The organism is Shinella sp. H4-D48, from assembly GCF_022637395.1.
Taxonomy (GTDB): domain Bacteria; phylum Pseudomonadota; class Alphaproteobacteria; order Rhizobiales; family Rhizobiaceae; genus Shinella; species Shinella sedimenti.
In genome coordinates this window covers 1,259,037-1,283,403 of record NZ_CP093337.1, presented here as the reverse complement: position 1 = coordinate 1,283,403, position 24,367 = coordinate 1,259,037, and the positions used below count along the sequence as shown (strand labels likewise).

The following is a 24,367-nucleotide window of genomic DNA, read 5'->3' as shown; positions in this document are numbered from 1 at the left end:
CCCCTTTTATGCGCCGTAGCGCGCTTTGAGATTCTGTTATTCCAAGGCCTCCAGGGCCCGGCGGAGACTTTGCCCCGAACGGTCGAGCGCCGCCTGCGCGGCTCTTTTATCCTCCACGCCCCTGGCCAGCAGCACCGCCGCTTTGACCGAGCCGTCCGACAAGGTGAGCAGCCGCTCCGCCTCGTCCAGACCGACACCCGAAATGTCGGAAACGATCCGGCACGCGCGGCCCCTGAGCTTGATATTGTCGGCCTTGAGATTGACCATGTGGCCATCGTGAACGTGGCCGAGATGAATGCCGAGAAGTGTCGAAAAGAGATTGAAGGCGATCTTCTGCGCGGTGCCGGCACCCATGCGCGTCGAGCCGGAAATCACCTCCGGCGGCGTCTGCAGCAGGATCGAAACATCCGCCTCATCAAACAGCGCAGCGCCCGGATTATTGGCCATAGCTATAACTTTGGCGCCGTTTTCCTTCGCATAGGCGATCAGGGAAAGCGCATAGGGCGTGCTGCCGCTTGCGGAAACGGCGATCACGCAATCGTCGGCCCGAAGCCCCGCTTCCTTCGCATCGGAAACGGCAAGCGCGCGGTCGTCCTCGAAGCCGCCGGCCAGATCAACGAGGCTTTCGGCACCGCCGGCAAGCATGATGACGATGTGTTCGCGTGAAATACCGTAAGTGCCAGGCAGTTCTAGCGCGTCGGCCATGGCCATCAGGCCGGAACTGCCGGCGCCCGCATAGACGAGACGCCCACCGGCAAGCAGGGCGTCGGCGGCGAGGCGTGAAGCGGCCGCGATATCGGAGAGTGCGGGATCGACGGCCGCGACCGCCTCTTTCTGCGCATCGGCAAGAACACTGAGAACATCCAGCGGCTGGCGCGCGTCCAGCCCCTTCGCCTGTTCATGCCTGCCTTCGGTTCTGCGCTCGGCCATGCTTGTTCTCCCTTGGCCAAATTAATGCCAAAAAAATACCACTTGTCCATAGAGAATTAACTTTTGAGACCAATTTTTTGCCGACAATCATTTTTATACATGAAAAACAGTCCGTTAAGAGAAAGTCATACTTCGATACCACCATACCCCTTGGTTATTGGTATTTTTTTGGTATCGTCGTCCTCGGAGGTGGCGATGACCCATTACATTCTCGGCATCGACGGCGGCGGCACGAGTTGCCGCGCGGCCGTCGCCACACCTGACGGCATGGTTCTGGGGCGCGGCAAGAGCGGTGCGGCCAACATCCTCACCGATCCCAACAATGCGATCATCTCCATCACCGAGGCGGCAAAGGCCGCCTACCGCGATGCGGGGCTCGACGAGGCCGGGATTAGCGATGCGTCCGCCTTTCTCGGCCTTGCCGGCACCAATGTCGGCGATCTCACCCGCTACGTGCACGACCGCCTGCCCTTCAGGCATACCGACATCGACTCGGACGGCCTGGTCGCCCTGCAAGGCGCGATCGGCGACGAGGATGGCGCGGTGGCGATTCTCGGCACCGGCTCCATCTATATGGGCCGCAAGGACGGCACGGTGCGTTATATCGGCGGCTGGGGCTTTACGGTCGGCGATCTCGGCGGCGGCGCGCGGCTCGGCCATGCCCTCCTGCAGGAGGCGCTTCTCGCCCATGACCGCGTACATCCGCGCTCGACCGTGACCGACGCCGTTCTGGACGAGTTCAAGGGCGATCCGCGCAGCATTGTCGAGTTCGCCCGCCTGTCCAAGCCCGGCGACTTCGGCCGCTTCGCGCCGCTGATCTTCGATCACGCCCGCCGGGGCGACCGTCAGGCGCTGGCGATCGTCGAGGCGGCGGCCACGTCCGTCAACGAATCCCTCGACGCCATAATGAGGCTCGCCGGCGCGCCACGCTTGTGCCTGCTCGGCGGGCTCGCACCGCTCTATCCCGAATGGCTTTCGCAAAAGCACCGCGCGATCCTGATGGAGGCCGAGGCCGACGCCCTGACGGGAGCGGTTGCGCTGGCCGCCAAGGGCTACCGGGAACGCACGGGAGCGGCCGCATGACGACGCCGCTGTCCGCCATCCTGCCGCCCAACAGCCTGCAATCGGGCGTGCCCGGCCCGCTCTATGTGAAGCTGCGTCAGACGCTGGAAGAGGCGATCACCTCCGGCCGGCTGAACTACGGCGACGCCCTGCCCGCCGAGCGCGATCTGGCCGACCACGCCAATGTCAGCCGCGTGACCGTGCGCAAGGCGGTGGACGATCTGGTCAAGGACGGGCTCCTCGTGCGCCGCCACGGCTCCGGCACCTTCGTCGCCAAGCCGGTCTCCAAGGTGCAGCAGTCCCTGTCGCGCCTCACCTCCTTCACCGAGGACATGGCGCGGCGCGGCCTCACCACCCGCGCCGAATGGCTCGACCGGGGCCTGTTCCACCCCTCGCCCGACGAGATGATGATGCTCGGCCTGCCGGCCGATGCCCTTGTAGCAAGACTGGGCCGCCTGCGCATCGCCGACGGCATGCCGCTCGCCATCGAGCGCGCCTGCATTTCCGCAGAATTCCTGCCGGAACCTTTGCAGGTGCAGGATTCGCTTTACGCAGCGCTGGAAAAGCGAGGCTGCCGGCCGGTGCGCGCCGTCCAGCGCATCTCCGCCTACAACATGAAGGACCCCGACGCGTCCATCCTCGGCGTGCCGCCCGGTTCGGCGGGGCTCTCCATCGAACGCATTTCCTATCTTCGCACGGGCCGGGTGGTCGAGTTCACCCGCTCCATCTATCGCGGCGACGCCTATGACTTCGTCGCCGAGCTCACACTGTCCGATACGTGAGCCCTACCTGAAAGAGACGTCCATGCAGACCAACATGCGCAAAGAAATCAACGAAATCCCCGAGGCCGCAGCCCGCGTTCTGGCCCAATCCACCGGGGCGATCAAAGCGGCCGGCGCGGCTTTGCGCGAACGCGACCCGCAGTTTTTCGTGACCGTCGCGCGCGGCTCGTCCGACCATGCCGCCCTCTTCCTGAAATATGCCATCGAACTGACGGCGGGACGCCCCGTCGCCTCGCTCGGCCCCTCGCTCGCCTCGATCTACGGCGCGCGCCTGAAACTGGCCGGCGGCGCGGCCATCGCCATTTCCCAGTCCGGCAAGAGCCCGGATATCGTCGCCATGGCCGATGGCGCCACGAAGGGCGGCGCGGTGTCCATCGCGCTCACCAACACCCTGCCCTCGCCGCTCGCGGAAGCGTGCACCCATTCTCTCGATCTCTCGGCCGGTCCCGAACTCTCCGTCGCCGCGACGAAGTCCTATGTAAACTCCATCGTCGCGGGCCTTGCCGTGCTGGCCGAATGGACGGGCGACACCGCGCTCGCAAACGCCGTGCAGGACCTGCCGGAGCACTTCGCCAAAGCTGTGGCGCTGGATTGGTCGGGCCTTGCCGGGGACCTCAAGGACGCCCAGTCGCTCTACGTTCTCGGACGCGGCCCCGGCCTGGCCATAGCAAGCGAGGCCGCGCTGAAATTCAAGGAAACGTCGGGCATGCATGCCGAGGCCTATTCCTCGGCGGAGGTGGTGCATGGCCCTGTCGCGCTTGTGGGGCCATCCTTCCCCGTCATCGCGCTCGCCGCGCGCGACGCTGCGGAAGCCTCCGTCACCGGCATGGCAGACGGTCTTGCCGAGCGGGGCGCCTATGCCTGCGTAACCTCGGACAGCGCGAAAACCGCGCGCACGCTCCCCTTTGTCGCCACCGGCCATCCGATAACCGATGCGCTAGCGCTGATCGTGCCCTTCTACGGCTTCGTGGAGGCTTGGTCCCGCGGCAAGGGGCTCGACCCAGACAAGCCTGTTAACCTCAAGAAAGTGACGGAAACCCGATGACAGCGCTCACCGCCATTACCGGCGCCCGCATTTTCGATGGCGATCTCTGGCATGAGAACAGCGCGCTTCTGATTTCGGATGGCAGGATTGCCGCCGTCGCGCCGCGCCGCGATGTACCGACGGAAGCCCGCCTCGTACCGATGGACGGACTGTCGCTCGTCCCCGGTTTCGTCGATCTGCAGGTCAATGGCGGCGGCGGCGTACTGCTAAACGAGAGCCCCGATGTCGAGGGCATCCGCACCATCTGCGCGGCGCACGCCCGTTTCGGCACCACGGCCCTCCTGCCGACGCTGATCACCGACAGTGTCGCCGTCACGACGGCCTCAATCGAGGCCGGCCTTGCGGCGCGCGCGGCAGCCGTGCCCGGTTTTCTCGGCCTCCACCTGGAGGGCCCGCACCTCTCCATCGCGCGAAAGGGCGCGCACGATCCGGCCTTCATCCGGCCCATGGAGCCGGAAGACCTTGCCCGCACCATCGAGGCCCGAAAGGGTCTCGACGCGCTCCTGATGACGCTTGCGCCCGAGAACGCCACCAACGAGCAGATCGCCGCGTTGCGCGCAGCCGGCGTCACCGTCAGCCTCGGTCATTCCGACTGTGGCTATGCCTCCGCGGCCGCAGCCGTCGCGGCCGGCGCGCAGATGATGACGCATCTCTTCAATGCCATGAGCCCGCTCGGCAACCGCGAGCCGGGTATGGTCGGCGCGGCACTCGATCTCGGTCATCTCAACGCCGGCCTCATCGCGGATGGATACCATGTGCATCCCGCATCGATCGGTGCAGCGCTGCGGGCCAAGCGCGGCCCAGGGCGCATCTTCCTGGTCACCGATGCCATGTCGCCGCTCGGCACGGATATGACGAGCTTCTTCCTCAACGGACGCGAGATCTTCCGCGAAGGCAGTCGCCTGACGCTCGCCGACGGCACGCTGGCCGGAGCCGATATCGACATGGCCTCCTGCATCCGCTTCATGCGCGATACCGTCGGCATCGATCTGGAGGAGGCGCTGCGCATGGGCTCGCTGTATCCCGCCGAGGCAATCGGCATGGCGGGGCGCAAGGGCCGGCTGACCCATGGTCACGACGCCGATTTCGCCGTCATCGACGACGGCGTGAACGTGGTATCGACGTGGATCGGCGGGACGCCGGTCTTCGCCGCCTGACGCCTGGCCAGTCCTTGCGGACCCTGGCGGAATCGGCTCTACCGGCGCGACAACATAGGAGCGGCGTATGCAAGTGATCTTTGACGGCCATAACGACGTTCTGCTGCGGCTGTGGGAGAATGCGAAGGCCGGCGCCGATCCGGTTGCCGAATTCGTAGAGGGAACGACACTCGGGCATATCGATGGCCCGCGTGCGCGCAAGGGCGGCCTCGCCGGTGGCTTCTGCGCGATCTTCATCCCGCCCAACGAGGATTACCCGCCGCGCGAACTCGATGCGAACGGCCATTACAATATCCGCATGGTCGGCCCGCTCAACCAGCCGGATGCACTGAACACGGCGCTGTCAATGGCGGCCATCGCCTTCCGGCTGGAGCGGGCCGAAGCCCTCACCATCTGCCGTTCGACCGCCGATATCCGTACCGCCATGGCCGCTGGCCGCTTTGCCGCGGTGCTTCACATCGAAGGCTGCGAACCGATTGCCGAGGATTTGTCGACGCTCGAAACGCTCTACGTCGCCGGCCTACGCTCGCTCGGCCCGGTCTGGAGCCGGCACAACCGCTTCGGCCATGGCGTGCCCTTCGCGTTCCCATCCTCGCCGGATACCGCGCCCGGCCTGACGCATGCAGGCATCGAACTGGTGAAGGCGTGCGACCGCATGGGCATCATGATCGACCTTGCCCACATCACGGAACAAGGCTTCTGGGACGTCGAGCGCGTCAGCACGCAGCCGCTGGTCGCGACCCATTCCAACGCGCACGCCCTCACACCGATCTCGCGCAATCTGACGGACCGCCAGCTCGACGCGATCCGCGAACGCAAGGGCATTGCCGGGCTCAACTACGCCACGACCATGCTGCGGCCCGATGGTCTCGAAAACCCGGACACCCCGCTGTCCGACATGGTGCGGCATATCGACTACATGGTCGAGCATATGGGCATCGACTGCGTGGCGCTCGGTTCGGATTTCGACGGCGCGACCATTCCCGCCGCCATCGGCGATGCCGCCGGCAATCAGGCGCTCGTCGAGGCCTTGCGATCGGCAGGCTACAGCGAAGACGACCTGGCGAAACTGTGCCGCGAAAACTGGCTGCGGCTTCTCAAAACCGTCTGGCGCGAAGCCTGAGCAATCCCGGGAGCAACCTCATGCCCAAGCCTCTCATCGAACTGTGCGTCGAAGGCATCGACGGCTTCCTTGCCGCCCAAGCCGCCGGTGCGGATCGCGTGGAACTCTGCGCCAGCCTGCTGGAAGGCGGATTGACGCCGAGCCTTGCCACCATACGCGCCGCCGTGAAGGCCGCGCATATCCCGGTTCACGTCATCATCCGCCCGCGCGGTGGCGATTTCCTCTATTCCGAGGCCGAGTTTGCAACCATGCTGGCGGATGTGAAGGCACTTCGCGCCGAAGGCGTTTCGGGCGTCGTCATCGGCTGCCTCACGCCGGACGGGCGGATCGACGAGGTGCGGACGAAGGCACTGGTTGAGGCTGCGCGCCCTATGTCCGTCACCTGCCACCGCGCATTTGACATGACAGCCGATGCCGGCGAAGCGCTGGAGGCGCTCGTGCGCTGTGGCATCGACCGCGTTCTGACCTCGGGCCAGCGCGAGACAGCCGTCGAGGGCGTGGCTATCCTGAAGCACGCCGTCGAGCAGGCGGCCGGTCGCATCGTCATCATGGGGTGCGGCGGGCTGGACGCCGGCAACATTCGCGGCGTGCGGGACGCCACGGGCCTGACCGAGCTGCATTTTGCCGCGCTGACCTCCATTCGCAGCGGCATGATCTTCCGCAACCCCCATGTCGGCATGGGTGATACGGAGAAGGATCGCGAATACGAACTGACGATCACCGACGAGAACGCAGTGCGCGAAACGATCGCCGCCGCAAAATCCTGACGACGCCACTTGCGGATAGCGGGCGGCCATCCTTACGTTTAGGCGAACAAAGGAGACCGCCATGCCCCTGTCATCCGTCCTGCCACGACTGCGCACCGTCGTTGCCGCGAGCCTTCTCACGCTCGCCGCCCTGCCCGCGACCGCCGAGACGGTCGGCAAGGTGGGCGTCGACTGGATCGGCAACGATATCTATATCGATGCGGTGAGCGATCCGAAGATTTCCGGCGTCACCTGCCATGTCACCTATTTCGACCGCAGCGTCATCGATCGCCTGAAGAACGGAAACTGGTTCGAGGATCCGTCCAACAATGCCATCGCCTGCCGCCAGACCGGCCCGGTCACGATCGGCGATATCGATCTCTCGCGTGGCGGAGAAGAGGTCTTCAAATCCGGCCTGTCGCTGATCTGGAAATCGCTCGTCGTCACACGCGTCTACGACAAGAAGAACGACACGCTGATCTATCTCGCCCATTCCCGTGAACTGACGGACGGTTCGGCAAAGATGTCGATCTCGACCGTGCCGCTCTACGGGGAAAACGTCACCTGGACGAACGGCAAGCCATAAAAAACCCCGGCACCTTTCGGTGGCCGGGGCTTTTTCTTAACGGTAGAACGGTGTTTACTTGACGTAAACGATCTTGCCGCCGTCAGCTGCGGTGGTCACGTCAACCACGTTCTCGAGTTGGACGTTCTTCGACACGAGGACATCCGTCAGCGCCGTATCGGCACGCAGCTCTTCCTGGGCCTGCGCGACGGCAGCCGCGTCCTTCGACTTGCTCATCAGGCGATCGTATTCGTTCTTGGTCGCATCATCGGTTTCGAGCGTGGAAATGCGAACGACATTCACCTTGTCGGCGGAGATCGAGCCGGTCGTCATAGTTTCGGTCGTCGTGGCCGACTGGGCATATGCGATGCCGGCAACTGGCGAAACGGCGAGGAGCGAAGCAAGGGCGATGGTAACAGTCTTGTTCATTTTCATTCTCCACTGTTGGATTGAAATGCAGGGGGAGAATGGGAACGTCTACGGATTGTTCCTGCCGGATTTCGTGAAAATCTCAACATGACCAATAATTAATGTTACCGGCGGCGCGCTTTAACACGAGCCACCGGGCGCCGGATCAGGGTATTTGAGGCGGGCTGTCAGGCCGCTTGCGCGAGCTCGTCCGCAATCACCGTGTCGAGGTTCAGGAAGCATACCATCGACTTTTCCAGAGCGACGATACCGCGGCAGAAGGCGCGCTGGGCTTCCGGAATGATCTCCGGCGCCGGCTGGAGTTCCTCGCTCTTGATGGTCATCATGTCGGACACCTGCTCGACCAGCAGGCCGACCAGCTTGCCAGCGATATCGGTGACGATGATCGCCGAACGCTCGGAAGGCTCGGTCATCTTCATGCCGAGGCGGCAGGCCATGTCGATGACCGGGATGACGGCACCGCGCAGGTTGATGAGGCCCAGAACGTAGGGCGGCGTATGCGGCATCGGCGTCACCGGAGCCCAGCCGCGGATTTCGCGGATAGCCATGATGTCGATGCAGAATTCCTGCTCGCCCAGATGGAACGATACGATTTCGAGATAGGCGCCGGACTGCTTGATGGCGTTGGACATGAATGGACCTCTTTCCAGAGACGAGGAAACGGGTTGAATTGCGCAGCTCGCCGTCTCCGGCGCACGGCGGACATCATGTCCGGCGGATCTGCCGCCCTTTGCGCGTCACTCGAAAGTGGCAAACAGAGATTAAACAATGACTAAAGAAACATTGCTTGAAACAGTATTTCCGGCCGGAGCGACGACTTGCGTGCCCGCCACGCGGTTGGAAACCGGCGCCTTTTGGCTTATCATGCACGAATGAAGGACACCGCGCGCAGATATACCCTCCTCCCCGCCGTGTTGATCGCGCTGGGGCTCGCCATCATGGCGGCAACGGCGGCCTTTGCCGGCTGGCTCGAGCACGGACCGGACATTCTCCTCAGCCTTGCCGAATCGGGCATGGCGTGGTGCTTCTGATCACGATTGCGCGAGCCATCGGCGATGTCGGCCCTTGCGTCAAATGGCGCGTTTGCGCAGCCTTGCGGTAGGCATTAAGAAGCCGGGAACACGCGTCGATGCCGCGCTCTCGAAGGATTGCCATGAAAACCCTGCGTCTCGTACTCTGGATCGCCGTCGCACTCGTCGCCGGCCTGCTCGGCTGGCTGACGCTGGAAATGACCCGGACGAAGGACCAGATCGCCGGCGAGCCCTTCGGCGTTCCCTTCCAGCTTGTCGCGCAGGACGGCACGCCGGTCACCGAAAAGGCCTTTACCGGCAAGCCAACCGCGCTGTTCTTCGGCTTCACCCATTGCCCGGAAGTCTGCCCGACGACGCTGTTCGAACTGAACGGCTGGCTCGGCAAGGTCGATCCGGACGGCTCGAAACTGCAGGCCTACTTCGTGACGATCGATCCCGAGCGCGATACGCCGGAGCTGATCGGCCAGTATGTCGGCAACGTCTCCAAGCGCATCACCGGCATATCCGGCGAGCCCTCAAAGGTGCTGGATATGGCCAAGGGCTTCCGCGTCTACTACCGCAAGGTGCCGCTCGACGAGGCCAAGCCCGACGGCGACTACACCATGGATCACACGGCCTCGGTCTTCCTGCTTGATGCAAAGGGCCGGTTCGTCGGCACCATCGCCTATGGCGAGAATGCCGAGACCGCCGAGCAGAAGCTGGCCAACCTCATCACGCGATGACCATTCGGCCTTTGCCCTCGACTTTCGGACATGCTAGGCGGTCCGCAAACAATAGGGACCACAAGCCGTGAGCGAAATCCGCCTCTACATTTCCACGACCGAGAACAAGGCGGAGCACGCGCTCGCGCTGATGAGCGATGCCTTCGAGGAAGAGGGCTTCGCCATCGCGACGATGGAGATCGACGAGAAGAACGATATCTGGGAAGCCTCCGTCTATGTCTTTCGCCCCGATGAGAACGAGGTTCGGGGCCGGTTCGCCGCCCTGCTCGCAGCAGACTTCCCGGGCGTCGAGATCGAGCGCGAGGAACTTCCCGATATCGACTGGATCGCCAAGTCGCTGGAAGGCCTGAAGCCGGTGCGCGCCGGACGCTTCGTTGTGCACGGCTCGCATGACCGCGGCACGGCCCGTATCGGCGAAATCGCCATCGAGATCGATGCCGGTCAGGCTTTCGGCACAGGGCATCACGGAACCACGGCAGGCTGCCTGGAAGTGATTCACAAGGTCATGCGCGCACGCAAGGTCAGGCGCGTGCTCGACCTCGGCACCGGCAGCGGCGTGCTCGCCATCGCGGCCCGCAAGCTCGCCCCCGTCGCGGTGCTGGCCACCGACATCGACCCGATCGCCACCCGTGTCGCACGCGAGAATGTCCGCGTGAACGGCATTGCCTCGGGCATCGCGCTTGAAACGGCGCCGGGCTTCCATTCCACTGCCTTCGGCCGCCACGGTCCCTTCGATCTCATTATCGCCAACATCCTCGCCCGACCGCTGATGCGCATGGCGCCGCAACTTGCAGCCCAGCTTGCGCCGGGCGGCGATGTCATCCTGTCGGGGATCCTTGCCTCGCAGCGCTGGAAGGTGCTGGCAGCCTATAACAGCCTCGGCCTGCGCCATGTGCGCACGATATGGCGCGAAGGTTGGGTCACCATCCATCTCGACAACAGGCGCTGAATGGTATTGCGGGCGGGGATTTCCCCGCCCTTTAAGTTTTTGAAGAGCAGGCAAAAGAAAAGGCGGTGCCAGAGGCACCGCCTATTGGACCGGCGAACCGGCCAGACCGCGAGCTTGAGGAGGAGGAGCGCTCAAGCGGTCCTACGTGTTCCGAACGCCTTCCCGGAGGAGGGAGGAGGAGTGACCAGAAAGACGCCTGATCGAAACACCTAGCTTTTTGCCTTTCGGCATTTATTCCGCGATACGAAGCGTGGGAGGAGGAGTTCACTTCGTTTCGCTTGAAGCGCGTTTATGTTCGCTTCGTTGGCGCCGCTTATAGACGATTTCGAAAAACAGGACAGCGCTAATGGGGCATGGGTGCCATGCGCACAGCGCATAGTTATACGCTCTCCGGTGCGAAACGGCCGTCTCGCCTTTGACGCCACCGGGCGATGGGATAGATTGCCGCTCACGATTCAACGCCGCATCGGAAGCCCCATGTTCCAGAGTTTCGACGTCACCTCCACGCCCCAGTTTGGCCGCGCGCGCGTGGATGCGCTGCGCGCCACCTTCGATGCACTCGGCATCGATGGCTTCCTCGTGCCGCGAGCCGACGAATATCAGGGCGAGTACGTGCCGCCCTCCGCCGAGCGCCTCTCTTGGCTGACGGGCTTCACCGGCTCTGCCGGCATCGCGCTCGTCATGCGCGACAAGGCCATCGTCTTCGTGGACGGGCGCTATGTCACGCAGCTTGCCGAACAGGTCGATGGTTCGGTCTTCACCGGCGGCGATCTTGTTGGAGAACCGCCGCATCTGTGGCTGCGCAATCATGGACCGAAGAGCTTCCGTCTCGGCATCGATCCGTGGCTTCACACCGGCGCCGAGGTGCGCCGGCTGGAGAAGACGCTTGCGGAGCTCGGCGGCCAACTCGTGTTCCTGCCATACAATCCGCTCGACCGGGCCTGGACCGACCGTCCCGCCGAGCCGCTTGGCCGTGTCGTCATTCAGGACATCGACCATGCCGGCGAACTCGCGCGGGACAAGCTTGTGACGATGGCCGAGGCCACAGAGAAGGCCGGAGCGGATGTGCTTGCCGTCACCGACCCCTCCTCCATCGCCTGGATCTTCAACATCCGCGGCAGCGATGTCCCGCATACGCCGCATCCCTTGGCCCGCGCGATCATTCCCGCCGAGGGCCGCCCGCAGCTTTTCCTCGACAAACGCAAGACGGGCATCGAGCCGGAAGCCTATCTTACCCAGCTGGCCGATCTTTTGCCGCCCTCGCAGTTCGACGAACAGGTCGCGAAACTGGCGGCGGCGGGCAAGCGCATTCTGATGGACCCCGACCAAGCGCCCTTCGCGCTGGCGGAAATCGTGCGCAGCAAGGGCGGAACGCTGGTCGAGGCGGCCGATCCCGCCCGCCTGCCCCGAGCCTGCAAGAACGCCGTCGAGCTTCAGGGTTCAGCCCGCGCCCACCTGCAGGATGGCGCAGCCATGGTGGAATTCCTCGCCTGGCTCGACAGTACGCCCCCCGGCTCGCAGACGGAAATCAGCGTCACGAAAAGGCTGGAGGAAGTCCGCCGCACGCTGGGCGAGCGCCATCAGAACCCTTTGAAGGACGTGTCCTTCGACACCATCGCCGGCGCGGGCGCGCATGCCGCAATCATGCACTACCGGGTGACCACGGAGAGCGATACGGCAATCGAAACCGGAACGATGTTCCTGATCGATTCGGGCGCACAGTATGTCAACGGCACCACGGACATTACCCGCACCGTGGCCATCGGCGACGTGCCGGAGGAACAGAAGCGCTTCTTCACCCTGGTGCTGAAGGGCATGATCGCCATCAGCCTTGCACGCTTCCCCAAGGGCACGCGCGGCTGCGATCTCGATCCCCTCGCCCGTATCGCTTTGTGGAAGGCAGGAGCGGATTTCGCCCACGGGACCGGACACGGCGTCGGCTCCTATCTCTCCGTGCATGAAGGCCCACAGCGCATCTCGCGGCTTTCGACGCAGGAGCTGCTGCCCGGCATGATCCTGTCGAACGAGCCGGGCTACTACCGCCCCGGCGCCTTCGGCATCCGTATCGAAAATCTTGTGCATGTCCTTCCCGCCGCTGCCGTCGAGGGCGGCGATATCGACATGCTCGGCTTCGAGACGCTAACGTTCTGCCCCATCGACCGCCGCCTGGTTCTCGCACATCTGATAACGGACGAGGAACTGGACTGGCTCAACGCCTATCACGCTGAAACGCGGGAAAAGATCGCACCGCTCCTCACAGACGACGCGACGAAGGCCTGGCTCGAAAAGGCGACGGCTCCGATCAGACGATGAGGTGACGGATCACCATCACGACGATCCAGCAGACGCCCAGCATCGGCAGCAACGACAGGCGAAGGCCGACGAGAAAAGCAATCGCCATGGTGAGGCTGACGTCCCAGCCGCCGGTAATGGCGGCCGGCGCGACCAGCGTGGTCAGAACCGCCGCCGGCACGGCGTTAAGCGCCGCCTCCGCACGCGGCGGAATGCGCTTCATCCGCGTGATGAAGACATAGCCACCGACGCGTGTGAGATAGGTCGCGATGGCACCGGCGGCGATGATGAGCAGCGTCTGCGTGTGAAACAGGCTTTCCATGCTCACGCCTCCCCTTCCGCAACGTCGCCTGCGACCGCTTCGGCGTCATCGAGCGGCAGCAGAGCCGCGACTATAATGCCCGCCAGCGCGCCAAGGCTGACATGCCAGGGCGAACCGACGAAATGAAGGGCGAGGATAGAGCCTGCCCCCGAGGCCAGGACGACGGGCAGCCAGTGCGCCCGACTGCGGAAACCGAGCACCAGTCCCATGAAATAGACCGGCAACAGAACGTCGATACCGATGGCCTTGGGATCGCCGATGAGGTTGCCAAGGAAAGCCCCCAGAATGGTCAGGAACAGCCACGGAACGTAAACGCTGAGACCGAGAACCATCAGCCAAGGGTAGCTGACGCGAATGCCCCTGTCCGCCCGCCGCTCCGTTTCGGCAAATTGCGGGTCGGTCAGAAGGAAGAGCGACGTCGCCTTCTCCCAGAAGGTCAGGTGGCGAATATGCGGGGCGATGGCGGCGGAATAGAGTACGTGCCTGAAATTCACGGCGAAGATCGACAGCACGACGAGCCAGGGCGCGACATGATGGTTGAACAACTCCACGCCGACCAGCTGGCTGGCGCCGGCATAGAGCGTCGCGCTCATCAATGTCGCCTCGGCGACGCTCAGGCCATTGTCGACGGCAACGGCGCCGAACAGCACGGCGAACGGGGCCGCCGCAATGGCAACGGCACTGCCGCGACGAAAGGCGTCGCGGAATTCTTCTTTTGTCGCGGGGGTCATGAAACTGCTCTGTCCTAGGATGGCCAAGCCATAGAGCAGCCGCGCCACGCCTGCAAACCAATATGCCTGATAGACCGTTCAGCACAATTGATCATTCAGTGCAAATCCGCGACCGACGTTCATGATTGCTCTCTGAATGTCAGGACTTTAGGCCAGTCTCGGACGGAGAATGGCCGGGCCATTGAAAAGGCGCTCAGCCCTTCTTGAGCTGGAACGTATGCTCGGGGCCGGGGAAGCTGCGGGCTTTCACCTCTTGCGCATAAGTCGCGAAGGCCTCGCTCATGAGGGGGGCGAGGTTGGCGAAATGCTTGACGAAGCGCGGCTTGAAATCCGTGAAGATGCCGAGCACGTCATCGACCACCAGCACCTGGCCGTCGCAGGCCGGCGAAGCCCCGATGCCGATGGTCGGCACCTTGACTGCGCCGGTGATCTCGCGTGCCAGCGGCTCGACCGTACCCTCGATAACGATGGCGAAGGCGCCGGCATCGTCGATGGCAGCGGCATCCTTGCGGATCTTGTCGACTTCCTTGTCGTTGCGGCCGAGAGAACGGTAACCGCCGGTCGTGTTGATGAGTTGCGGCATCAGGCCGACATGTCCCAGCACCGGAATGCCCCGTTGGGTGAGGAAATGCACCGTCTCGGCCATTTCCGCCCCACCTTCGAGCTTGATGGCAGAGCAGCCGGTTTCCTTGAGAACGCGGGCGGCGGTTGCGAAGGCCTGTTCCTTCGATTGCTGGTAGGAGCCGAAAGGCAGGTCGACAACCACACAGGCGTTCGACGAACCGCGCATGACGGCCTGGCCATGGGCGATCATCATTTCCAGCGTCACGCCGACAGTGGAATCAAGGCCGTAAAGCACCATGCCGAGGCTGTCGCCCACCAGCATGAAATCGACGTGCTGGTCCATGAGCTTGGCGACCGGCGTCGTATAGGCGGTCAGGCTGACGATGGGGCGCTCACCCTTGAGGGCCTTGATGTCGGCGGGGGCCAAACGGCGCTTGGCGGTGTGTACGCTCATGTCACGCTACCTTCTTTGCATGTTCAGGCATTGCATTCATCGGGCCGAGGACCCGGTTGTCGAGAAGCTTCGTGCTGCCGAAGCGCACGAAAAGCAACAGGAGAACGGGCTTTCCGCCAACCACCGCCACATCAGCCAGCGTCTGCGGATCACGGACCGCGACCACTTCGGGCTCGGCCAGCGCCTCGCTTTGGATGAAGGCGCGCACCGCATCCTCCAGCTTTCGCGCATCGGTCTCACCGGCCGCAATCAACCGCTCGGCTTCGTTCAGCGCGCGCGGCACGACGGCCGCGGCGGCGCGCTCGTCCGGCGAGAGATAGACATTGCGCGAGGAACAGGCGAGCCCGTCGGCCTCACGCACGGTCGGCACGCCGATCACCTCCACGGGCTGGGCGAGATCGGCCACCATGCGGCGGATGATGGTGAGCTGCTGGAAATCCTTCTCGCCGAAATAGGCGCGGTCCGGTCCTGCAATGTTGAACAGCTTGGTGACGACGGTGGCCACGCCCGCGAAATGACCGGGGCGAACGGCGCCCTCCAGCTCGGCGCCGAGCTTCGGCACGTCGACCACCGTCTCCATAGGCTGCGGATACATGTCCCCGACGCCGGGCGCGAAAAGATAGTGCACTCCTTCCGCCTCGAGCATCGCCTGGTCGCGCGCGAGATCGCGCGGATAGCGCGACAGATCCTCGCTCGCGCCGAACTGCAACGGATTGACGAAGATGGTGGCGACGACGATGTCATTGTCGGCGCGCGCGCGCCGGACGAGTTCCATATGGCCGACATGAAGATAGCCCATCGTCGGCACGAGGCCGACAGTGCGGCCATCGAGCCGGTGCGGCGCAAGAGCCGCCCGCAATTCCGCGATGGTGGTGAAGGTCTGCATCGCCGGTTCCTCCTTGCTCTCGCCCTCTCCCGCGGGCGATCCCTCAGGTGCTTTCTCTCTGGAGCGCTTCCGGGGCGGCATTTTCTATCTTGTGCAGCGCAAAAAGACAATCGGCAAACGGATTTGGCACGCTTTGCCCGCCTGACGGGCAGCTTTGCGTTTTGCGCACTGTACATTTCGCCCGTTGACCAGTAGAGAGCGCGTCAACATGCTCGTCACCCGCGGGCTTGAGAGTGCGGTGCAAGATCGCCGCTAAACCCGAATTCCGGAAGACCCCACATGACGAGTTTCGACAGCCTCGCTCCGGCGATGGCAAAGGCGTTGGAAAAACGCGGCTATACCACTTTGACGCCGGTGCAGATCGCCGTCTCCGACCCCAAGATCGGCGACGCCGATGCGCTGGTTTCGGCGCAGACCGGCTCCGGCAAGACCGTAGCCTTCGGCCTTGCGATCGCCCCTACCCTGCTTGAAGGCGAAGAGCGCTTCGACCGCGCGGCAAGCCCGCTGGCACTGGTCATCGCGCCGACGCGCGAGCTCGCCATGCAGGTCAAGCGCGAGCTGGAATGGCTCTACGAACTGACCGGCGCGGTCATCGCGTCCTGCGTCGGCGGCATGGACGTGCGCAACGAGCGGCGCGCGCTGGAACGCGGCGCCCATATCATCGTCGGAACACCCGGCCGCCTGCGCGACCACATCACGCGCGGCAACCTCGATCTCTCCGCCATCCGTGCCGTCGTGCTCGACGAGGCCGACGAGATGCTCGACCTCGGCTTCCGCGAAGACCTCGAATTCATTCTCGAAGCTGCTCCTGAAGAGCGCCGCACGCTGATGTTCTCCGCGACGGTCTCGAAGGAGATTGCAGCGCTTGCGAAGAACTACCAGCGCGATGCCATGCGCATCTCGACGGCCGCCGAACGCCAGCAGCATGTCGATATCGAGTACCGCGCCCTGCTCTGCGTGCCCTCCGATCGCGAGAACGCCATCATCAACACGCTGCGCTTCTACGACGCCCAGACCGCCATCGTGTTCTGCTCGACGCGCGCTGCCGTGAACCACCTGACGGCCCGCTTCAACAATCGCGGCTTCTCTGTCGTCGCGCTCTCGGGCGAGCTCAGCCAGAACGAGCGCACACATGCCCTGCAGGCCATGCGCGATGGCCGCGCCCGCGTCTGCATCGCGACGGACGTCGCCGCCCGCGGCATCGACCTGCCGAACCTTGAGCTTGTCGTGCACGCTGACCTTCCGACCAACCCGGATACGCTGCTTCACCGTTCGGGCCGCACCGGTCGTGCGGGCCGCAAGGGCGTCAGCGCCATGATCGTGCCGCTCAGCGCCCGCCGCAAGGCCGAGCGTCTGTTGCAGGCCGCCAACCTCAAGGCCGACTGGGCGACCCCGCCGTCGGCCGAGGAAATCCTGCGCCGCGACGACGAGCGCCTGCTCGCCGACACCATGCTGACCGATCCCATTGGTGACGACGAGATCGAAACCATCGATGCGCTCGTTGGCAAGTTCGATGCCCGCCAGCTCGCCGCCGCCGTCGCGCGCTACTTCAAGGCCGGTCGTTCCGCGCCGGAGGATCTGGTCGAAGTCTCACTCGAGCAGCGCAAGCCGCGCGAGCGCGGCAACGAAAACATCCCTGCAGAAACCAAGCGCCCTCGCGACAGTTTCGCCCGCAGCACCTGGATCTCCGTTTCCGTCGGCCGCAAGCAGCGCGCCGAGCCCCGCTGGCTGATCCCCATGCTCTGCCGCAACGGCGCCCTTACCAAGAACGAGATCGGCGCCATCAAGATGCAGCCGGAGGAGACCTATATCGAGCTTTCCGCCGATGCCTCCGACGCCTTCCTCGGGGCGCTCGGCCCTGACAAAATGCTGGAACGCGGCGTCCGCGTGACCGTACTTGATGGCATGCCCGACCTTACGCCGCAGTATTATGAGCGCACACCGGGCGAGAAGACGCAACGTTACGACAAGCCATTCCGCGGCGAGCGGCGCGCGGACTGGAAGCCACGCGGCGAATTCGAGAAGAAGCCCGGCTTCGCCAAGAAGAAGGACTTCGACCGCAAACCCGAATCCGCCAAGCCCGAAGGTGCGAGCGCCAAGCCGCATTGGAAGGACCGGGACGGTAGCGCCGCCAAGACGCCCGGCAAGCCCTTCGGTGGGCCCAAGCCTTTCAAGGGCAAGCGCGACGAGAAATTCGCCAAGGCCGAAGGTGGCCCGAAGAAGCCGAAGTTCAAGAAGACCGATCGCAGCTAGAACCTTCGTGGTGCGGAACATTCCGATCCGCACCACGTTAGCGTCGCACTTCTGAGGGGGAAGTGTGATGACAGACGACGCGGCATCCGCCGAAAGCGATCAAAGCGAGTTCAGCCGCTTTATAACGGGGCTTGCCCGTGGCGTGGCGGGAGCGCTGTTCTTCGCACTCCCCATGCTGATGACCATGGAAATGTGGTATCTCGGCTTCTACATGGCACGCGAGCGGCTTCTGCTGCTCGTCATCCTCAATATTCCCCTTCTCGTGCTTCTGGCGCATCGCATCGGCTTCGAAAAAACCGTGAGCTGGCGCGATGCCGTTCGCGACGCAATCGTCGCCTATGGCATCGGCATTCCTACCAGCGCGATCGTGCTCGCTGCACTCGGTCTTCTGCGCGGGGACATGTCGGCAAGCGAGCTCATCGGGAAGATCGCCCTGCAATCGGTCCCCGCCAGCATTGGCGCCATGCTCGGGCGCAGCCAACTTGGCGACGAGGACGACGACACTGAAAGAAAATCGACGCCCTACCACAGCGAGCTGTTCCTGATGGGCACTGGCGCGCTGTTCCTGTCGCTCAACATAGCGCCGACGGACGAGATGATCGTGCTGTCCTACAAGATGACCATCTGGCACGCCCTCGTCATCTCACTTATCTCCATCGCACTGATGCACGGGCTGGTCTATGCCGTGTCCTTCATGGGCGGACACGAACTTTCGCCCGAAACACCCTGGTGGCACGCCTTTGTGCGCTTCACCCTGCCCGGATATGTCGTCGCTCTGACGGTCAGCATGCTGACGCTCTGGATTTTCGAACGCCTCGGCGATAGTTCGGCAATCGAGATCATGGTGTCGGTGATCGTGCTCGGCTTTCCAGCTGCGCTTGGCGCCGCCGGCGCACGGCTGATCCTGTGAGGAGATCATGACGAAATCAGAAAACGGTCGCCGCCGCGAACGCCAGGATGCGCATTGGATCGAGTGGTTGACCGGCATCGTCTCGGCCCTTCTCGTCGCCGCCTTGCTTGGCTGGCTCGGCTGGGAGGCGCTGATGCGTCCGACGACGCCGCCTGATCTTTCCATCCACGTTGTTTCGACCCAGCCATCCTCCGGCGGCTATCGCGTGGCATTCGACATCTCAAATGCCGGCACAACGACCGCTGCGGCGGTGACCGTAATCGGAAGGCTCATCAAGGACGGACAGGTGATCGAAGAGAGCCCCGTCGTCTTTGACTACGTCGCCGCGCAATCGAAGACGCAAGGTGCGATTTTCTTCCGCAACGACCCGGCCGCGAGCGAAATGGTGATGCGGCCGGCCGGCTATACCAGCCCTTAAAAAACGACAGCAAGCCTTGGAATAGACTCGCGAAAAGCGGAACCAATCCCGTTGGAGAGTATTGAGTTCACACAATTGCCGGGGTCCGAGATCAGCGAGACCTGGCCAATCGCCAAGGTCTGACCCATGCAGCTTTCGCTCGCCATCCTCTTGACGACACAGGTCTTCCTTCCGGCCTTTTTCCTGATCTGGCTTTGGTGGCCGCGTCCGGCCGACCAGCTCGCTTGGCTCATGCGTGTGGTCTACGGCGCATGCTACATCGCCTTCATCACGATCCTGGGCCGTTGGGATTTTCTCAGCACCGCGCTGATTTTCATCCTGCCAGCCGTCTTCGCGCTTGCCGCCTTTGTCTCGTTCCTGCGCGTACGTGATCGCCGGTGGAACAGCGCCGTGTCGCCCGTGCGCGCGCACGGTTTCACCGCCGCCATGAGCGTCTTTTTTCTGGCGCTCGCGATGCGCGGCCTGTCCGGCTACGGCTACCATGAAACCGCCGTCGACCTCGCGTTCCCCTTCGATCGAGGTCAATACTATATCGGCCAGGGCGGCAGCACGACGTCGATCAACAACCACCATGCCGACAAGAGCCAACGCTTCGCTCTCGATATCGTCGCGCTGAACCGGCTCGGCGCAAGGGCCGACGGTCTCATGCCGCGCTCGCTTACGGATTACGTGATCTTCGGAAGAACGGTGAAAAGCCCGTGCAGCGGCATCGCCATTTCCACCCATGACAGCGTCGCGGACAATGCCATCGGCGAAACCAACACGCAGGAGCCAGCCGGCAACTACGTCATTGTCGCCTGCGGCTCCGTGCGCGTGCTGCTCGGTCACTTGCAGGCCCGATCGATCGGCGTCAGCGCGGGAGAAGTGGTGGCCGCCGGTCAGACGATCGGCAATGTCGGCAATTCCGGCAATTCGTCAGAGCCGCACCTGCACATGCACGCCTATCTCGGCGGCACACTCGACTACAACGAAGGCGAAGGTGTGCCCATGACGTTCGACGACCGTTTCCTCGTTCGCGGCTCTATCGTCACCGTTCCCTGACGATCACGACTTGATGCGTTCGAACCATCCGTCCTCGTCGATGACCTCGATGTCGAATTCCCGCGCCTTGTCGAGCTTTGAGCCTGCCCCCGGCCCTGCAACGACAAGATCGGTCTTCTTCGAAACCGAGCCGGCGACCTTCGCCCCAAGGCGCTCCGCCATAGCCTTGGCCTCGTCACGCGTCATCTTTTCCAGCGAACCGGTAAAGACGACGGTCTTCCCGGCCACCGGACTGGAAGACACGACCACCGCTTCCGCAGCCTCCGGCGTGACTTCCTTGAGCAGCCGGTCGAGCACATCGAGATTGCGCGGCTCCTTGTAGAATTCGACGGTGGCACGGGCGACCACCTCGCCGATGCCCTCGATATTGTTGAGATCATTCCACGCCTCGCCGGAAAGGCTCTCGGCCTCCTTCATTGCCGTCGCGAAGGCGTCGTAGGTGCCATAGGCGCGCGCGAGCAGCTTCGCGTTCGTCTCACCCACATGGCGGATGCCGAGCGCATAGATGAAGCGGTTGAGCGCGATGGACCGGCGGGCATCGATGGCATCGAAGAGCTTGCGCACGCTGACCCTGCCGAAGCCGTCGATATTCTCCAGCTTGGCGAGAGGTGATGCCTCCTGCCGCGCTTTGAGGGTGAAGATATCGGGCGCCGTGCGGATGCGCAGCGCCTCGTCGTCGGCCTCGAAGAAGAAATCGATCTGCTTGGCGCCCAGTCCTTCGATATCGAAGGCATTGCGCGACACGAAATGCTTGAGGTGCTCCACGGCCTGCGCGCGGCAGACGAAACCGCCCGTGCAGCGCGTCACGGAATCGAGCCGCCCGGTCTTCTCGTTGCGTTCGCGCACGGCGTGGCTGCCGCAGACCGGGCAGGTCTTTGGAAAAACATAGGACTCAGCATCCGCCGGCCGCTTTTCCATGACCACGTCGAGCACCTGCGGGATCACGTCGCCGGCACGCTGCACGATGACGGTATCGCCGATGCGGATATCGTGCCCCTCGGGGCGGATGCGTTCGCCGCTGTTGCCGATGCCCTCGATATAATCCGCATTGTGCAGGGTCGCATTGGTGACGACCACGCCGCCGACCGTGACCGGCGTCAGGCGCGCGACGGGTGTCAGCGCGCCGGTGCGACCCACCTGGATGTCGATCTTCTCGACGATCGTGAAGGCCTGCTCGGCCGGGAACTTGTGCGCCGTCGCCCAGCGCGGCGAGCGGGACCGGAAGCCGAGCCGCTCCTGCAGCGCCAGTTCGTCCACCTTGTAGACGACGCCGTCGATATCGTAGTCGAGATCCGGCCGGGCAAGGCCGATCTCACGATAGTGGGCGATGATATCCTCCACCCGTGTCAGGCGCTGGGTCATCGGGTTGACCGGGAAACCCCACGATTTGAGCACGCCGATCATGCCGAACTGGCTATCCGACGGCATGGACGACATTTCGCCCCAGGCATAGGCGAAGAAGCGGAGCTTGCGGCTTGCCGTTACGCTCGCATCGAGTTGACGCAGCGACCCCGCCGCCGTGTTGCGCGGGTTGACGTAGGTCTGCTTGCCCTCGGCCGCCATCTTCTCGTTGAGCGCCAGGAAGTCGCTCTTGGCCATGTAGACCTCGCCTCGGACTTCAACCACGTCAGGCGCGCCGGCCGGGAGTCGATTCGGAATCTCGCCGATGGTCAGCACGTTGGCCGTCACGTTCTCGCCCGTCGTTCCATCACCACGTGTGGCCGCCGATACGAGTCGACCGTTCTCGTAGCGGATGGACATCGACAGGCCGTCGATCTTCGGTTCGGCGGTGAAGGCGATCGTCTCGTCGGGCAGACGCCCCAGGAAACGATAGACGCTATTGACGAAATCCCGCACGTCCTCATCGGAAAACGCGTTGTCGAGGGACAGCATCGGGCGTGAATGGGTGATCGGCGCGAAGGTGGGAAGCGGCGCCGCACCGACGCGGCGCGACGGGCTGTCATCGCGCACCAAGGCCGGGAAGCGCGCCTCGATCTCCTCGTTGCGGCGCTTCAGCGCATCATAGTCCGCGTCCGAGATCGCCGGCGCATCCTGCCCGTGATAGAGCTCGTCGTTGCGCGCGATCTCCGCCGCAAGATTGGCCAGTTCGGCCGCGGCCTCTTCTTCGGTCAGCGTCTCGACAGGGATTTTCGCGTTGGCCATGACATGCTCCGGATTCTGCCACCGGTTTTAGAGCAAAGTTGGCGAAAGGAAAGATGGGAGTGCGGGTGGGTTGCCCCTCAACCGCCACCGGAAAGCAGGCGGGCCGCCGCCGCCCGTGCCTCTTCGGTTACGGATGCGCCGGCCAGCATGCGGGCGATCTCTTCGGTCCGCGCGCCGTCATCCATGCGGGCGACGCGGGTGGCGACCGTTTCGCTGCCCTCGACCGGCCCCTTGGAGATGAGGAGATGCGTCGCCGCACGCGCTGCGACCTGCGGCGCATGGGTGACAGACAGAACCTGAACCGTCGAGGACAACCGCTTGAGCCGCTGGCCGATGGCATCAGCCACGGCACCACCGACGCCGGTATCGATTTCATCGAAGACGAGTGTCGGGGCCGAGCCGCGGTCGGCCAGCGCCACCTTGAGCGCCAGCAGGAAACGCGAAAGCTCCCCGCCCGAGGCCACTTTCATGATGGGGCCGGGCCGTGTGCCGGGATTGGTCTGGACGTGGAATTCCACCGTGTCGATCCCCTCCTCCGCGCCGCCCTCGGGGTCAGTGGTAATCTCGACGGTAAAACGTGCCCGCTCCAGCTTTAGTGCTGGCAGCTCCGCCATCACGGCCGCGGCAAGGGCCTCGGCGGCACGATGGCGCTTTTCCGAAAGCGAGCGTGCGGTGATCTCGAAGGCGGCGCGCGCTTCGGTAAGCCGCGATTCGAGTTGCACCAGCTTTTCTTCACCCGCGTCGAGATCGGCCAGATCGGCGATCATCTTCGCCGCCAGCGCGGGCAGTCCCGTGACGGGCACCGAATATTTGCGGGCGGCGGCGCGCAAGGCAAAGAGCCGCTCTTCCGTGCGCTCCAGTTCCTTGGGATCGTATTCCGTCTTGCGCAACGCGGCCTCGACGGCCATTTGCGCGTCGGAAAGCTGGTTCAGCGCCTGGTCGAGCAGTTCGACGGTTTCTTCCAGCAGACCCGGCGCCTCGTGGCTCTTGCGCTCCAGCCGCCGCACCATGGAGGCGATCAGCGGCACGGGCGATGCATTGCCGTTGAGGAAGTCGCTCGCCTCGCTGATGTCTCCGGCGATACGCTCGGCCTTCATCATGCGCGAACGCACCTCGGCCAGCGCGTCCTCCTCGCCGTCCTGCGGCGAAAGCGCCTCAAGCTCCTCGACGGAGGATCGGAGATAATCCGCCTCGCGGGCGGCCGCCTCCACCTTCTCACGATGGCGGCGCAGGGTGCGCTCGGCATCCTTCCACTGGTGATACAGCGTGCCGACATCGGCGGCGGCTTCGTTGAGACCGCCGAAAGCATCGAGCAGCAACCGATGTGCATCCGTATCGACCAGCGCTCGATCGTCATGCTGGCCGTGGATTTCGACAAGGCGCTGTCCCGCCTGCCGCATGAGCTGCACGGAGACGGGCTGGTCGTTGACGAAGGCCTTGGTGCGCCCGTCGGCGGATTGCTGGCGGCGGAAAATGAGGTCACCGTCGTCGTCGATGCCGTTTTCACGCAGAAGCACGCGGGCGGCATGGTCCAGCGGTACGTCGAAAACCGCCGTGACTTGCCCGCGCTCCGTCCCGTGACGCACGAGCGAACCATCGCCGCGCCCGCCGAGCGCCAGCGAAAGACTGTCGAGAAGAATGGATTTACCCGCGCCCGTTTCACCCGTCAGCACAGACAGGCCCGGCTCGAAGGCAAGGTCGAGCCGTTCGATCAGGACGATATCGCGGATCGATAGCTGCGCCAGCATACCGTGTCAGATCTCTTTGTTATCGCGCGATTCCGGACGCAGAA

24 protein-coding genes are annotated in these 24,367 nt (G+C 63.9%); 15 read left to right on the top strand and 9 right to left on the bottom strand.

The genetic code is table 11. The features are described from left to right. Window positions 1-36 precede the first annotated feature (36 nt). A complete protein-coding gene (locus tag MNR02_RS06075) occupies window positions 37-930 on the bottom strand; it encodes an N-acetylmuramic acid 6-phosphate etherase (RefSeq protein ID WP_241948452.1) in 894 nt (297 codons plus the stop codon). Between the two features lie 195 nt (window positions 931-1,125). Here MNR02_RS06075 and MNR02_RS06070 point away from each other — a divergent pair, with 195 nt between their 5' ends. The 7 genes from MNR02_RS06070 to MNR02_RS06040 all read left to right on the top strand — a co-directional run bounded on the left by MNR02_RS06070 (window position 1,126) and on the right by MNR02_RS06040 (window position 7,431). Next, complete coding sequence (locus MNR02_RS06070) at window positions 1,126-2,013, top strand: N-acetylglucosamine kinase (protein ID WP_241948451.1); 888 nt, start codon at window positions 1,126-1,128, stop codon at window positions 2,011-2,013. Next, complete coding sequence (locus MNR02_RS06065; protein WP_241948450.1) at window positions 2,010-2,774, top strand: GntR family transcriptional regulator; 765 nt, start codon at window positions 2,010-2,012, stop codon at window positions 2,772-2,774. The genes MNR02_RS06070 and MNR02_RS06065 overlap by 4 nt, the downstream gene beginning before the upstream one ends. A 22-nt stretch (window positions 2,775-2,796) precedes the next feature. Continuing rightward, window positions 2,797-3,819, top strand: a complete 1,023-nt coding sequence (locus tag MNR02_RS06060; protein ID WP_241948449.1) for an SIS domain-containing protein — start codon at window positions 2,797-2,799, stop codon at window positions 3,817-3,819. Then, entirely contained in the window at window positions 3,816-4,976 is a 1,161-nt protein-coding gene (gene nagA / locus MNR02_RS06055) for an N-acetylglucosamine-6-phosphate deacetylase (RefSeq protein WP_241948448.1), read from the top strand. The genes MNR02_RS06060 and nagA overlap by 4 nt, the downstream gene beginning before the upstream one ends. Before the next feature lie 67 nt (window positions 4,977-5,043). Next, window positions 5,044-6,099 (top strand): dipeptidase, encoded by a 1,056-nt coding sequence (locus MNR02_RS06050; protein WP_241948447.1) that lies wholly within the window; start codon window positions 5,044-5,046, stop codon window positions 6,097-6,099. 20 nt (window positions 6,100-6,119) lie between these two features. Continuing rightward, window positions 6,120-6,866: a copper homeostasis protein CutC gene (locus MNR02_RS06045; protein WP_241948446.1), complete on the top strand. Its 747-nt coding sequence runs from the start codon at window positions 6,120-6,122 to the stop codon at window positions 6,864-6,866. Between the two features lie 61 nt (window positions 6,867-6,927). Beyond that, window positions 6,928-7,431 (top strand): CreA family protein, encoded by a 504-nt coding sequence (locus tag MNR02_RS06040; RefSeq protein ID WP_241948445.1) that lies wholly within the window; start codon window positions 6,928-6,930, stop codon window positions 7,429-7,431. Between the two features lie 54 nt (window positions 7,432-7,485). On the opposite strand, the gene MNR02_RS06035 is transcribed toward MNR02_RS06040, so the two are convergent. Both MNR02_RS06035 and MNR02_RS06030 read right to left on the bottom strand, forming a co-directional pair. Next, window positions 7,486-7,839, bottom strand: a complete 354-nt coding sequence (locus tag MNR02_RS06035) for a hypothetical protein (RefSeq protein ID WP_241598481.1) — start codon at window positions 7,837-7,839, stop codon at window positions 7,486-7,488. A 167-nt stretch (window positions 7,840-8,006) separates the two neighbouring features. Further along, a complete protein-coding gene (locus MNR02_RS06030; protein WP_134649548.1) occupies window positions 8,007-8,471 on the bottom strand; it encodes a chemotaxis protein CheW in 465 nt (154 codons plus the stop codon). Between the two features lie 240 nt (window positions 8,472-8,711). On the opposite strand from MNR02_RS06030, the gene MNR02_RS06025 reads away from it, so the two are divergent. The 4 genes from MNR02_RS06025 (at window position 8,712) to MNR02_RS06010 (ending at window position 12,854) form a co-directional block, all read left to right on the top strand. Then, entirely contained in the window at window positions 8,712-8,870 is a 159-nt protein-coding gene (locus MNR02_RS06025) for a hypothetical protein (RefSeq protein WP_241598479.1), read from the top strand. 122 nt (window positions 8,871-8,992) lie between these two features. After that, a complete protein-coding gene (locus MNR02_RS06020; RefSeq protein WP_241948444.1) occupies window positions 8,993-9,592 on the top strand; it encodes an SCO family protein in 600 nt (199 codons plus the stop codon). 67 nt (window positions 9,593-9,659) lie between these two features. Further along, the gene (locus MNR02_RS06015; RefSeq protein WP_241948443.1) at window positions 9,660-10,541 is read left to right on the top strand and encodes a 50S ribosomal protein L11 methyltransferase; all 882 of its coding nucleotides are present in this window, start codon (window positions 9,660-9,662) and stop codon (window positions 10,539-10,541) included. Between the two features lie 477 nt (window positions 10,542-11,018). Further along, window positions 11,019-12,854 (top strand): aminopeptidase P family protein, encoded by a 1,836-nt coding sequence (locus MNR02_RS06010; RefSeq protein ID WP_241948442.1) that lies wholly within the window; start codon window positions 11,019-11,021, stop codon window positions 12,852-12,854. On the opposite strand, the gene MNR02_RS06005 is transcribed toward MNR02_RS06010, so the two are convergent. The 4 genes from MNR02_RS06005 to panC form a co-directional block, all read right to left on the bottom strand. Continuing rightward, a complete protein-coding gene (locus MNR02_RS06005; protein ID WP_241598472.1) occupies window positions 12,844-13,155 on the bottom strand; it encodes an AzlD family protein in 312 nt (103 codons plus the stop codon). The two genes, MNR02_RS06010 and MNR02_RS06005, sit on opposite strands and share 11 nt — an antisense overlap. A 2-nt stretch (window positions 13,156-13,157) precedes the next feature. Continuing rightward, window positions 13,158-13,886: an AzlC family ABC transporter permease gene (locus MNR02_RS06000; protein WP_241948441.1), complete on the bottom strand. Its 729-nt coding sequence runs from the start codon at window positions 13,884-13,886 to the stop codon at window positions 13,158-13,160. 193 nt (window positions 13,887-14,079) lie between these two features. Further along, on the bottom strand, window positions 14,080-14,904 hold the full coding sequence (gene panB / locus MNR02_RS05995; protein ID WP_241598468.1) for a 3-methyl-2-oxobutanoate hydroxymethyltransferase: 825 nt from the start codon (window positions 14,902-14,904) through the stop codon (window positions 14,080-14,082). Window position 14,905: 1 nt separating this feature from the next. Further along, a complete protein-coding gene (gene panC, locus MNR02_RS05990; protein ID WP_241598466.1) occupies window positions 14,906-15,790 on the bottom strand; it encodes a pantoate--beta-alanine ligase in 885 nt (294 codons plus the stop codon). Between the two features lie 279 nt (window positions 15,791-16,069). On the opposite strand from panC, the gene MNR02_RS05985 reads away from it, so the two are divergent. The 4 genes from MNR02_RS05985 (at window position 16,070) to MNR02_RS05970 (ending at window position 20,412) form a co-directional block, all read left to right on the top strand. Further along, window positions 16,070-18,043 (top strand): DEAD/DEAH box helicase, encoded by a 1,974-nt coding sequence (locus MNR02_RS05985; RefSeq protein WP_241948440.1) that lies wholly within the window; start codon window positions 16,070-16,072, stop codon window positions 18,041-18,043. Between the two features lie 67 nt (window positions 18,044-18,110). Then, window positions 18,111-18,953: a TIGR02587 family membrane protein gene (locus MNR02_RS05980; protein WP_241948439.1), complete on the top strand. Its 843-nt coding sequence runs from the start codon at window positions 18,111-18,113 to the stop codon at window positions 18,951-18,953. Window positions 18,954-18,960: 7 nt separating this feature from the next. Next, window positions 18,961-19,371 carry a TIGR02588 family protein gene (locus MNR02_RS05975; protein ID WP_241948438.1) on the top strand — a complete coding sequence of 137 codons (411 nt, stop codon included), beginning with the start codon at window positions 18,961-18,963 and terminating at the stop codon, window positions 19,369-19,371. Window positions 19,372-19,497: 126 nt separating this feature from the next. Continuing rightward, window positions 19,498-20,412: a M23 family metallopeptidase gene (locus MNR02_RS05970; protein WP_241948437.1), complete on the top strand. Its 915-nt coding sequence runs from the start codon at window positions 19,498-19,500 to the stop codon at window positions 20,410-20,412. A 3-nt stretch (window positions 20,413-20,415) separates the two neighbouring features. Here MNR02_RS05970 and ligA read toward each other — a convergent pair whose 3' ends face one another. Both ligA and recN read right to left on the bottom strand, forming a co-directional pair. After that, on the bottom strand, window positions 20,416-22,575 hold the full coding sequence (ligA, locus tag MNR02_RS05965; RefSeq protein WP_241948436.1) for an NAD-dependent DNA ligase LigA: 2,160 nt from the start codon (window positions 22,573-22,575) through the stop codon (window positions 20,416-20,418). Between the two features lie 77 nt (window positions 22,576-22,652). After that, entirely contained in the window at window positions 22,653-24,323 is a 1,671-nt protein-coding gene (gene recN / locus MNR02_RS05960; protein WP_241948435.1) for a DNA repair protein RecN, read from the bottom strand. Window positions 24,324-24,367 lie beyond the last annotated feature (44 nt).

What these genes read in the sequence shown, in the direction of transcription:
- MNR02_RS06045 (WP_241948446.1), top strand. Translation starts at nt 6,120, where the DNA reads ATGCCCAAGCCTCTCATCGAACTGTGCGTCGAAGGCATCGACGGCTTC.
- ligA (WP_241948436.1), bottom strand. Translation starts at nt 22,575, where the DNA reads ATGGCCAACGCGAAAATCCCTGTCGAGACGCTGACCGAAGAAGAGGCC.
- nagA (WP_241948448.1), top strand. Translation starts at nt 3,816, where the DNA reads ATGACAGCGCTCACCGCCATTACCGGCGCCCGCATTTTCGATGGCGAT.
- MNR02_RS06075 (WP_241948452.1), bottom strand. Translation starts at nt 930, where the DNA reads ATGGCCGAGCGCAGAACCGAAGGCAGGCATGAACAGGCGAAGGGGCTG.
- MNR02_RS06000 (WP_241948441.1), bottom strand. Translation starts at nt 13,886, where the DNA reads ATGACCCCCGCGACAAAAGAAGAATTCCGCGACGCCTTTCGTCGCGGC.
- MNR02_RS06040 (WP_241948445.1), top strand. Translation starts at nt 6,928, where the DNA reads ATGCCCCTGTCATCCGTCCTGCCACGACTGCGCACCGTCGTTGCCGCG.
- MNR02_RS06070 (WP_241948451.1), top strand. Translation starts at nt 1,126, where the DNA reads ATGACCCATTACATTCTCGGCATCGACGGCGGCGGCACGAGTTGCCGC.
- MNR02_RS05975 (WP_241948438.1), top strand. Translation starts at nt 18,961, where the DNA reads ATGACGAAATCAGAAAACGGTCGCCGCCGCGAACGCCAGGATGCGCAT.
- MNR02_RS06030 (WP_134649548.1), bottom strand. Translation starts at nt 8,471, where the DNA reads ATGTCCAACGCCATCAAGCAGTCCGGCGCCTATCTCGAAATCGTATCG.
- recN (WP_241948435.1), bottom strand. Translation starts at nt 24,323, where the DNA reads ATGCTGGCGCAGCTATCGATCCGCGATATCGTCCTGATCGAACGGCTC.
- MNR02_RS06005 (WP_241598472.1), bottom strand. Translation starts at nt 13,155, where the DNA reads ATGGAAAGCCTGTTTCACACGCAGACGCTGCTCATCATCGCCGCCGGT.
- MNR02_RS05985 (WP_241948440.1), top strand. Translation starts at nt 16,070, where the DNA reads ATGACGAGTTTCGACAGCCTCGCTCCGGCGATGGCAAAGGCGTTGGAA.
- MNR02_RS06065 (WP_241948450.1), top strand. Translation starts at nt 2,010, where the DNA reads ATGACGACGCCGCTGTCCGCCATCCTGCCGCCCAACAGCCTGCAATCG.
- MNR02_RS05980 (WP_241948439.1), top strand. Translation starts at nt 18,111, where the DNA reads ATGACAGACGACGCGGCATCCGCCGAAAGCGATCAAAGCGAGTTCAGC.
- MNR02_RS06010 (WP_241948442.1), top strand. Translation starts at nt 11,019, where the DNA reads ATGTTCCAGAGTTTCGACGTCACCTCCACGCCCCAGTTTGGCCGCGCG.
- MNR02_RS06050 (WP_241948447.1), top strand. Translation starts at nt 5,044, where the DNA reads ATGCAAGTGATCTTTGACGGCCATAACGACGTTCTGCTGCGGCTGTGG.
- MNR02_RS06020 (WP_241948444.1), top strand. Translation starts at nt 8,993, where the DNA reads ATGAAAACCCTGCGTCTCGTACTCTGGATCGCCGTCGCACTCGTCGCC.
- MNR02_RS06035 (WP_241598481.1), bottom strand. Translation starts at nt 7,839, where the DNA reads ATGAACAAGACTGTTACCATCGCCCTTGCTTCGCTCCTCGCCGTTTCG.
- panC (WP_241598466.1), bottom strand. Translation starts at nt 15,790, where the DNA reads ATGCAGACCTTCACCACCATCGCGGAATTGCGGGCGGCTCTTGCGCCG.
- panB (WP_241598468.1), bottom strand. Translation starts at nt 14,904, where the DNA reads ATGAGCGTACACACCGCCAAGCGCCGTTTGGCCCCCGCCGACATCAAG.
- MNR02_RS06025 (WP_241598479.1), top strand. Translation starts at nt 8,712, where the DNA reads ATGAAGGACACCGCGCGCAGATATACCCTCCTCCCCGCCGTGTTGATC.
- MNR02_RS05970 (WP_241948437.1), top strand. Translation starts at nt 19,498, where the DNA reads ATGCAGCTTTCGCTCGCCATCCTCTTGACGACACAGGTCTTCCTTCCG.
- MNR02_RS06060 (WP_241948449.1), top strand. Translation starts at nt 2,797, where the DNA reads ATGCAGACCAACATGCGCAAAGAAATCAACGAAATCCCCGAGGCCGCA.